We start from the raw sequence: 9,492 nt of genomic DNA, 5'->3' as shown, positions 1-9,492 counted from the left end.
GCGGCCGGCATGCCGTCGGCCGGAATATCGTATTTCGGAATCGGCCGGGCAAAGTTGCGCGACGCGTACGCCGGCGCCAACGACTCGTCGCTGTGATGATTGAGCGGTCTCATGGACGGTGTCTTGAAAAAAGTATGAATGCAAAATGATGAATGATGAACCGCCGAAGCAATGAACGATGAGTTATAAGTGAGGAACGAAGGTACTCTTGTCGGAATTGCGTCGAGTGCCTTCCTTCCCCTCATCATTCATCATTTTGCATTCATCATTCTCTACTCTTCGGGTTTAAACGACACCTGGCTGACGTTGCCATTTTCAACGACCAGGGCTGTCGATTCGGGAATCTTTTCCCAATGTTCGCTGACCGCGTCGAGCGGTTCGGAGAGGATCAGCAGTCCGTCGTCGGGCAGTTTCTCGGTTTTGCCGCCCAGTTCTTGAATCGCGTGCAAGTTGCGGCTGTGATACAGGCTCGGCGCGTCGCGATCGCTGGCGTATCGCACGGCGAATACGCGCTTGCCATCGGTCAACGCCACGGTCATATACAACCCGTCCTTGATGTGATGCGCGCGGCGCGTGCGCTCAACTAAGCCGACCATGCGTTCAAGCGCCCGTAGCGGATCTTGTGCCAGGCCGAATGACGCGGCCAGTAGCAGCATGGTTTCGCTGTCGGTCGTGCCGCGCAATTGCGAAAACAGGGCCGGCTCGATCGCCAGTTGCAGATCGCGACGCAGCCGATCGAAGCCGCCGATCTCGCCATTGTGCTGAAACAGCCAATGCTGATAGCGAAAGGGATGGCAGTTTGTCCGCTGGATGGCCGTTCCGCTGGTGGCCCGCACGTGGGCCAGGATCATGTGCGAGCGGATCTGCGCCGCCAGGTTCTGGAAGTTGTCGTCGTTCCAGGCCGGCTGCGTGTCGTGATAGATGCCGGGCCACGGGCGGCTGCCATACCAGCCCAGGCCGAAGCCGTCGCCGTTGACCGTATAAATCGATCGCTGCGCGTGCTGGCTTTGTTCGACCAGCGAGTATTGCGGCTTGAAGAGCAGCGTGTCCGCAAAGACCGGCGAACCTGTATAGCACAGCCAGCGGCACATGACGGTTGTCCAAAAATGATGAATGCAGAACGATGAATGATGAGCGGGAAAGCACGCGGCTTCACGACGGCCGCCGCCATTCATTTTCTGTCCGTTATCCTTTCTTCAAGAACCGGATGCACACCGGCTTCGGGATGTCGATCGAGTGCGCGGTCGGTTCCAGCTTGCCGGTTTGCGGGTCGACCTTGAAGACGGTGATCGTGTCCGAGTCCTGATTGGCGGCCAGCAGGAACTTTCCGTCCGGATCGATGTTGAAATTGCGCGGCGTCTTGCCGCCCGTCACTTGATGGCCGATCGGGGTCAGGGTCCCCTTCGCGGGATCGACCGCGAACATGGCGATGCTGTCATGCCCACGGTTCGATCCGTAGACGAACTTGCCCGACGGATGGGCACGCACTTCGGCCGTGGTGTTTTCACCTTTGAAGTCCTTGGGCAGCGTGGAGACGGTACCGATGGGCTTCAAGGTGCCGCGCACCGCGTCGTACGCCAGGGCCGTGATCGTCGAGGCCATTTCGTTGATCACGTAGGCGAAATTGCCGCTCGGGTGAAACGTGAAATGTCGCGGGCCGGAGCCGGGCTCGACGGCCACCGACGGCGGATCGTTCGGCGTGATCGTCCCCTTGGCCGGGTCAAACCGATAGACCATCACCTTGTCGGTGCCAAGATCGGCGACAAAGGCGAAATGATTCGCCGCGTCGAGATTAATCGAATGGGCGTGCGGCGCCTCCTGCCGGCTCTTGTTCACGCTCGAACCTGTGAGACGCGCGGTGCTGGATGCCGGCGCGAGCTTCCCGTCGGCCCCGATCGGTAGCACGGCCGCCGTGCCGCCGCCGTAGTTCGCCACCAGCACGTTCTTGCCTTGCCGATCGACCACCAGGTGACAGGGGCCGGCGCTCGTCGACGATTGATGATTAAGCGGTGTCAGCTTGCCGGTGGCGGGATCGAGGGCGAACGACGTGACGGCGCCTGTGTTCGAGTCCTTGTAATCGGCGACTTCGCTCACCGCGTACAGGAACTTGTGGTTCGGATGGATCGCGACAAAGGATGGTCCCTTCACGTTGCCGCTGGCCGCGAGCTTTTTCAAAGCCCCCGTCTTCGTATCGAGCTCGCAGGTGTAGACGCCTTCGTCCGGGCCGCTGGTGTACGTGCCGACAAATACGAGCATCTTATCGGCATCGTTGTCCTCAGCAGCGTTAGCGATCGAGTTGGTTGCACTATTCATGAAGACGACGACGGCGAGCGACAGGAGCAGAACCTTCGAAACGCGAGCGGGGCAGGGCATGGCGCGTATCCTGGTGAGAGACGTGGGCGGGTCATGACGGCCGCCAGTCTAGCACTCGCACCGCGCATCGCCAAACAACCATTCGCGGGGAGCAGGTGGACGAAGAACGCCACGCACGAGAATCCGCCGTCTACTTCACGCACTCAATGAGCGCGATCGGCGAGTGAGACATGAAGTCGTCCCAGAAGTCGGCACCAAAGCGCTCGGCGCCGGCCGGGTCGAGGTGCGGCGCGTGCCAGCGTACCTCGCGGAAGCCGGCCTCCTGCAACGCCTCTTCATGGATCTCGCGATTGAGAAAATAGTTCTCGATCGAGAACGATCCGTCCGCCAGGTGAAACGTCCAGGTAATCGGCGCGCCCTCGGCGGCCCCGTCGGCCATGCTGGTTTCGAACCCGTACTTACGAAACGACGGTGCCTGGCGAAAGTCGAGCAACGGGCTGGAATTCACCGTGACGAAGCGCCCGCCTGGCCGTAGCGATCGGGCCAGACCCCGGCACATGGCCGCGAGCTCCTGGCGGTTATGCGCGTAATTGAGCAAGTACGCCGCTACAACCACGTCGAATTGCGAATCGAGCTGCATGGCCGCCGCGTCGGCGACTTCGTAGCGAATCCCGCGCGGCTCCGCGGCCTCTTGCGCCCGGGCCAGGTCGATCATCCGCTCCGACAGGTCGACGCCCATCGCCGCGCTCGCGCCTTGCTCCTTGAGCAGCCGGGTATAAAAGCCCTCGCCGCAGGCGACGTCCAGCACCGATTGACCGGCGAGATCACCGACCAGCCCCAGAAGCGAATGCGCTTCGATATGGGCCCGCCACGGTTGCAGCTTCGAAAGCTGATACTGGCGCGAAATCGTGTTGTAGTCGGTGGTCATGGCTGGCAAGCGGCGATGCGTCTAGCGCTGCGCAAAAGTCGATTCGCGCGGCGCCTGGTAGCGAACGGCCAGGTGCGGCGTTTCGATCCGCTTCTGACCCGTACCCAACGATAGCATGCCCGCCGCCACGAGGCCGGACGTTAACAAAGTCCGCTCGATCGGATAAGGCGTTTTGCCGGTGAGGAATGTCTCTTCGGCTTTCGACATGAGTTCGGCCGAGTAAGTGACGTTCGGATTCGGCGGCAGATAGAAGAGCGTCGATAGCGGCTCAGGCTTGTCTTTCAATCGGGCCGCGAAGGTGAAATCGCTGACCAGGCCGTTCATGATCAGCATCGTGGCCTTCAATCCGTCGGCATATTCGAAGCGGTAGCAGGCGGGGTCTTTCACCCACTCGCGCATCTGCGCGACGGTGGGGTAACGATCGCTGAACGTCTCGGGCTGGGCCAACGTCTGTGTGCGACTGAGGCAGGCGGCAAAAAGATTCGGATCCCAGCCGCCCGACGGCCAACTGCCGGCATCGAGCGCTTTCCAGACGGCGTCGCCGCGCAGGCCTTGCATGGCGACGACGCCCGTCTCGCCGCCGCGGCGCCGTTCGGCCATGCATTGAATCACTTCGAGCGCGTGAAAATCGTAGCTGTCCAGCCCGCCGATCGCCAGGCACATGACCTCTTCGACTTCGGCGTCGTAGGGCATGTCGATCGAGGGCATGCGCCAGGTCACGGGGAGCGACGAACCGGCTGCGAGCGGAAAGCCCAACGACCGCGACGTATCGACCATCTCCTTGGCCCATTCCCATTTCCACGACAAGTGCTTGTCGTTGAACATGGGGACCGATCGGCCGTCGGCCCGAAACACGTCGGTCACCTGCTTGAAGAATTCGTAGCGCGGGTATTTCTTCTGCCCCAGCTCGTTATCGGGATAGTTGCCGTGCTCGCCGATGACGAGCACCGCGTCGACGGCCAGCTTGTTGCCGCCGGCGCGCACGGCTTCGGCGATCGTCGGATAGATTTTGAAGCCGAACTCGGCGGCCCGCTGGCGGCTCAGATCGTTTTCCGGAAATTGATCGACATAGGCCGAGACGACCTCGAACGGCGGCATGTGCCAGCGCCCGTTGTGCGGATAGCCGACGAGGAAGCGTTCGCCCATGTGCCAGGCGTGCGAGTGATAACGCCACTCGGTGGTGACGATCGCCAGCTTTTTCTTGTTTGATGCAGGCTCTCCTGCTCCGGCGGCGCCTGCGAAGGTTGCCCCCAGAAAGCCGGTTCCCAGCGCGCCGAGAAAATCCCTGCGATCGAGCATTGTGTTCCCTTTGTCAGCAAGTCTCATCCGATTCCCACACGCCCCATTGCCCCTCGCATTCGTCAACGGCCACCAGGAGCTTCTGGGGGCGCGCGCCGGTGCGCGCGAAAAGATCGGCCTGCAAGCGCCGGCCGATGAACCGAGCCAGGAGTTCGGCCGTGGTGTTGGCCACCGGCAGCAGGATGCAATCCTGGCGCGGAAAGCTCCAGCGACGATCCTCGAAAGTCACCTCGACCTGCTGCTCACCGGCCGTGACCTTGATTTGCGGATGATCGGTCGGCAGCAACATATGGTGATCAAGCTCGGCGACGATCTTTTGCAGAGCGTCGCGCACGGCGATGAAGTCGACGACGTATTGGTTTTCGTCGAGCGGCCCATGAACCTCGGCGGCCACTTTGTAGTTGTGGCCGTGCAGCCGCTCGCAGATATTGCCGGCAAACGTGATGAAGTGCGCGGCGCTGAAGACCAACGCTTCCTTGACGATCCGGACGTGGTATTTCTCGGTCACGGCGCTTGGCACCTGCGAGGTATCAGACGGCAAAAGTTCGCTACGAGGCATAAAACCGCAGCGGCGGCTCGATTATCGCATCGCGCAGCGCCACGAACAAACCGCCCGTTACCAGGTCGGCCGTGGTGCCCGGGTTGCGGCGGTGACCATCCGCGCGGAGCCAGAAATCGAAATCCGACGCCGCCTCGTGGTAGGCCTGCTCTCCGGGCCGGCCGGCCTGTAGGACTTGCTCGGCCATGTGGGCCGCTTGTGCGGCGACCGGCGCGCCGCATTTGCGCGCGATCAAACTATCGGGATGCCGGGCCATCGTCGTCAGGTGCGCATGGACGATCGTGTCGGCCAGCGGCCAGTCGGCCTCGACCCCGGCGCGAATCGCGGGCACCACGACGTCGAACACGTCGGCAAAATCGTTCACGTACTGCCGCGCCACCAGGTCGCGATCGGCCGCCAGGCGCATGGCATGCAGCAAATCGGAGGGGGCCGGCCCGGTGACATCGGCCTCTTCGACGCGCCCCATCCCGCCCGGTTGTGCGAGACGGATCGCTTCGTAAACCAGCCGCGCGTCTTCGGCGTCGAGCTGGGCGAGCACGCGTTTGACGCCCGCTGGCAGCGACTCATGGCGCGGGGCCATGGCCAGCGGCACCAGCAACAGTACCGAGCCCAAGTTCGTGTTCGTGGCCACCGCCGCGCGCGTGGCCGCAACGCAGTCGCGCACGCTCAGCCCCAGTCGCGCACCGGCCGCGGCACGGGCCATGGCGGGCCCGATCACCAATGCGCTGGTGGCGAAATCCAGAAATGTCAGTCCCTCGAAATCCGCGCCGCGATGAACGTTGCCCGGCTTGGGCGCCGTCACTTCCAACAAGCACGCCAGGCCCGCGTAGCGCGCGACACGCTGCGGCCAATCATCCGAGGAGTCGAAGCGCGGGGTCGCAGCGGAATCAAACGACATGCGGCGGCTCTGGCGGGCGGCGGGAAACAGGCTGGACGTCTCGATAGGGCAGAACCTTCAATATACCTGCCGACGCTCAGGCGGTAAGATGGAACGGGTGGTCGGAATCCGCCTGTGCGGGTTGCAGCGGCCCGAAAAGCCCCTGATCTCGCGCCGGCGCGAGCCCTTACGGGACCGTGACCGGGGCCGAAATCTAGGGTTGGTTAGGGAGCCCGTTAGCGCCAAATTGCCCGAGGATCTCGTGAGCGATCAATCATTCCTGTCCGAGCATTTCATCAACCGCGAATTGAGCTGGCTGGAGTTCAACGCGCGCGTGCTGGAAGAGGCCGAGGACGAGACGAATCCGCTCTTCGAGCGCGTCAAGTTTCTGTCGATCTTCAGCTCGAACCTCGACGAGTTCTTCATGATCCGCGTGGCGGGTCTGCGCGAACAGGCGTTCGGCGATCTGGCTCCGCAAGATTATTCGCCCGACGGGCTGCGGCCTCTTTCGCAATTGCAGCGGATTGCGATCCGCACGCAGGAGCTGGTCGCGGCGCAATATCGCTGCTGGAACGAATCGGTGCGGCCCGCGCTGGCCGAGCAGGGCTTTCGCTTGCTCAAGCATGAGGAACTGAACGACGAGCAGCGCGCGGTGGTCGACCGGTTCTTCGCCGAACGGGCCTTTCCGATTCTCACGCCGATGGCCGTCGACCCGGCCCACCCCAGCCCCCGCTACCACAATCGGTCGTTGTATCTGGCGGCGATCCTCGATCGGCGCACGGGGCTAGGCCCGGCGCACTTGTTCGCCGTCGTGCAATTGCCGCAAGTTTTGCCGCGGCTGGTGCCGCTGGGGCAGGGGGACGACCTGCAATTCATTCTGCTCGAAGATGCAATCACGGCGCGGCTGCCGGATTTGTTCGGCGGCTTCGACGTGCTGTCGAGCACGACGTTCCGCATCACGCGTGACAGCGACGTGGAGCTGCTCGAGCAGGAGTCGGACGACATGCTCCGGCTGATCGAGAAGCGCTTGCGCGAACGGCAACGCGGCCAGGCGGTGCGGCTGGAAGTGGCGGCGGACGTGAGCGAAGCGTTGATTCGCATGATCGTCGAGCCCGAGGAGATCAAAGAGGGGGATGGCACGGCCGACTCGTACAGCGAGCTGTACCGCATTCCGGGGCCTTTGGATCTGACGGCGATGACCGAATTGATCAAGGTGCCGGGGCGCGAGCACTTGCGCGACGTGCCTTTTACGCCGCGCCCGCCGCGCGGCCGCCGTGGCAACGAGGATCTTTTCGCGTCGATCCGCCGGCAGGATATGCTGGTCCACCATCCGTTCGATTCGTTCGAGCCGGTCGTGGAATTCGTCAGCCGTGCCGCGGTCGATCCGAACGTGCTGGCCATCAAGCAGACGCTTTATCGCACGAGCGGCGATTCGCCCGTCACGCGGGCCCTCATCGCGGCGGCCGAGAACGGCAAGCACGTCACGGCGCTCGTCGAGCTGAAAGCTCGCTTCGACGAAGCCAACAACGTCAGTTGGGCGCGGCAGCTCGAACGGGCCGGCGTCCACGTCGTGTTCGGCTTCCTCGACCTGAAGACGCATTGCAAACTGTCGCTGGTCGTACGGCAGGAAGGGAACGTCGTCCGCCGCTACGTCCACCTGGGCACCGGCAATTACAACCCGGCCACGGCCGTGCTCTATACCGACCTGGGGCTGTTCACGGCCGACGAGGATATCGCGGCCGACGCCTCGGCCCTGTTCAACTTGCTTACCGGCTACTCGCAGGGGCACCATTGGCGCAAGCTGGTGGTCGCCCCCGGCGACTTGCACCGGCGGACGATCGAGCTGATCGATGAGCAGACGCGGAGGGCTCAGGCTGGTCGACCGTCGCGAATCTTTGCGAAGCTTAATGCCTTGGTCGATTATCGCGTGATCGAGGCGATGTACCGCGCCAGCCAGGCCGGGGTTCCCATCGACCTGGTCGTGCGCGGCATCTGCTGCCTGAGACCGGGCATGCCCGGCATTTCGGAAAATATCCGCGTGCGGAGCATCGTCGACCGGTTCCTGGAACACAGCCGGGTGTATGTCTTCAGCCCGGATGAAGAAGCCCAAATCTTTCTGGCCAGCGCCGACTGGATGCCGCGGAACTTCTATCGCCGCGTGGAAGTGATGTTCCCGATCGAGGCTCCCAAGGCGCGGGAGCGCATTCTTGAAGAGATCATTCCCGCCTATTTGCGCGATAACGTCAAAGCGAGAATCCTGTGCGCCGATGGCTCACATTATCGCGCCGAGCGCGCGCCCGACGCGCCGCGGCACCGTTGCCAGGAGGAGCTGCTGTACGGCCGGGTGGGCGGGGCGCCGCTGGTGGCCGAACCGCACGTCAATTCACACGCCGAGCCGCACGTCGAGAACGGCCATCCCAAGTCCGGCGAAGGCATGGTACGACATTAAGCACGCCTGCGGTTGATTGCCTCGCGAGCGCGTCGAAGAGATTTGCCACAGAGCTCTCCGAGGGCGCCGAGAGGAGTAGCGGAAGAAGGGCGATGCGTCGGTGCTTGCGTCCACACCTCATCGCGTGAGCTCGCTCCCGAGAAATCTTCTTCTGTGGTCTCGGTGTGCTCGGTGGCTAGAGCCGGCTTGCCTTACTGTCGCGCGAACAGGATTCGCAGCAGTTGCTCTTTGAACGTCGCGCTCGATTCGAGCACTTCGCGAAAGGCTTCCTTGCCGAGCGTACACAGGGCGACTTCCTCGGTGGCCGTGACCGTGGCGTTGCGCGGCTCGCCACGGATCAGCGCGGCCTCGCCGAAGAAATCTCCCTCGCGCAGCGTGGCCAGGTCGCGCGTGTGGCCGTGGTCTTGCACGCTCACCACGGCCGCGCCCGTGCGTATCAGATAGAACTTGTCGCCCGGATCGCCTTGCCGCACCAGCACCGTGCCCGCCGGATGTGTTTCGAGGCGCATCTTGTTCGCCACGTCGGAGAGCGTCCGGGCGTCGAGCGCGGAAAAGACTTCGCTCTTGCGCAGGAATTCGCAGATCATGGCCGCTTCGTTCACCACCACGTCCGAAATGACGTGGCCGTCGACCATGTTCACGATGCGGTCGGCCACGTCGAGAATGCGGTTGTCGTGCGTCACGATCAGGATCGTCGCCAATTCCTCCTTGGCGATGCGCTTCAGCAGATCGACTACGTCGCGGCCCGATTGTTTGTCGAGTGCCGCCGTGGGCTCGTCGGCCAGGATCAACTGCGGACGGTTCGCCAAAGCCCGGGCGATCGCCACCCGCTGTCGCTGGCCACCAGAAAGAGACTCGGGCTTGTAATCGAGCCGTTTTCCTAGTCCCAACAATTCCAAAAGCTCGGCGGCGCGGGCATCGGCCTCTTCACGCGGAACGGAATTCAGTTCTAGTGCCATGCGCACGTTCTGCCGCGCGGTCAGCGACTCGAACAAGTTGTGCGCTTGAAAGATGAAGCCGATATTGCGGCGCATCTCGGTCAGCGCGTGACTATCGAGGCCGGCCAA

General features: G+C 63.0%; 8 protein-coding genes. 1 reads left to right on the top strand and 7 read right to left on the bottom strand.

The features are described 5' to 3' along the window. Positions 1–272: 272 nt before the first annotated feature. The 6 genes from VHD36_13675 to VHD36_13650 all read right to left on the bottom strand — a co-directional run bounded on the left by VHD36_13675 (position 273) and on the right by VHD36_13650 (position 5,997). Positions 273–1,091: a class II glutamine amidotransferase gene (locus VHD36_13675; protein HVU88365.1), complete on the bottom strand. Its 819-nt coding sequence runs from the start codon at positions 1,089–1,091 to the stop codon at positions 273–275. A gap of 94 nt (positions 1,092–1,185) precedes the next feature. Then, positions 1,186–2,373, bottom strand: a complete 1,188-nt coding sequence (locus tag VHD36_13670; protein HVU88364.1) for a lactonase family protein — start codon at positions 2,371–2,373, stop codon at positions 1,186–1,188. A 130-nt stretch (positions 2,374–2,503) separates the two neighbouring features. Next, the gene (locus VHD36_13665; GenBank protein HVU88363.1) at positions 2,504–3,241 is read right to left on the bottom strand and encodes a methyltransferase domain-containing protein; all 738 of its coding nucleotides are present in this window, start codon (positions 3,239–3,241) and stop codon (positions 2,504–2,506) included. A 21-nt stretch (positions 3,242–3,262) separates the two neighbouring features. After that, on the bottom strand, positions 3,263–4,540 hold the full coding sequence (locus VHD36_13660) for a hypothetical protein (GenBank protein HVU88362.1): 1,278 nt from the start codon (positions 4,538–4,540) through the stop codon (positions 3,263–3,265). A gap of 13 nt (positions 4,541–4,553) precedes the next feature. After that, entirely contained in the window at positions 4,554–5,048 is a 495-nt protein-coding gene (locus VHD36_13655) for a 6-pyruvoyl tetrahydropterin synthase family protein (protein ID HVU88361.1), read from the bottom strand. Positions 5,049–5,088: 40 nt separating this feature from the next. Continuing rightward, complete coding sequence (locus VHD36_13650; GenBank protein ID HVU88360.1) at positions 5,089–5,997, bottom strand: triphosphoribosyl-dephospho-CoA synthase; 909 nt, start codon at positions 5,995–5,997, stop codon at positions 5,089–5,091. A gap of 241 nt (positions 5,998–6,238) precedes the next feature. Here VHD36_13650 and ppk1 point away from each other — a divergent pair, with 241 nt between their 5' ends. Continuing rightward, on the top strand, positions 6,239–8,425 hold the full coding sequence (gene ppk1 / locus VHD36_13645) for a polyphosphate kinase 1 (protein HVU88359.1): 2,187 nt from the start codon (positions 6,239–6,241) through the stop codon (positions 8,423–8,425). Positions 8,426–8,616: 191 nt separating this feature from the next. On the opposite strand, the gene VHD36_13640 is transcribed toward ppk1, so the two are convergent. Continuing rightward, positions 8,617–9,492, bottom strand: an 876-nt coding sequence (locus VHD36_13640) for a cyclic nucleotide-binding domain-containing protein (protein HVU88358.1), incomplete at its 5' end; no start/stop codon positions are given.

Source organism: Pirellulales bacterium (assembly GCA_035546535.1).
In the GTDB taxonomy this organism is placed as follows: domain Bacteria; phylum Planctomycetota; class Planctomycetia; order Pirellulales; family JACPPG01; genus JACPPG01.
Note: the sequence above shows the minus strand (reverse complement) of the source record. Positions and strands in the feature narration are given on the sequence as shown.

What these genes read in the sequence shown, in the direction of transcription:
- VHD36_13670 (HVU88364.1), bottom strand. Translation starts at nt 2,373, where the DNA reads ATGCCCTGCCCCGCTCGCGTTTCGAAGGTTCTGCTCCTGTCGCTCGCC.
- VHD36_13675 (HVU88365.1), bottom strand. Translation starts at nt 1,091, where the DNA reads ATGTGCCGCTGGCTGTGCTATACAGGTTCGCCGGTCTTTGCGGACACG.
- VHD36_13650 (HVU88360.1), bottom strand. Translation starts at nt 5,997, where the DNA reads ATGTCGTTTGATTCCGCTGCGACCCCGCGCTTCGACTCCTCGGATGAT.
- VHD36_13660 (HVU88362.1), bottom strand. Translation starts at nt 4,540, where the DNA reads ATGCTCGATCGCAGGGATTTTCTCGGCGCGCTGGGAACCGGCTTTCTG.
- VHD36_13665 (HVU88363.1), bottom strand. Translation starts at nt 3,241, where the DNA reads ATGACCACCGACTACAACACGATTTCGCGCCAGTATCAGCTTTCGAAG.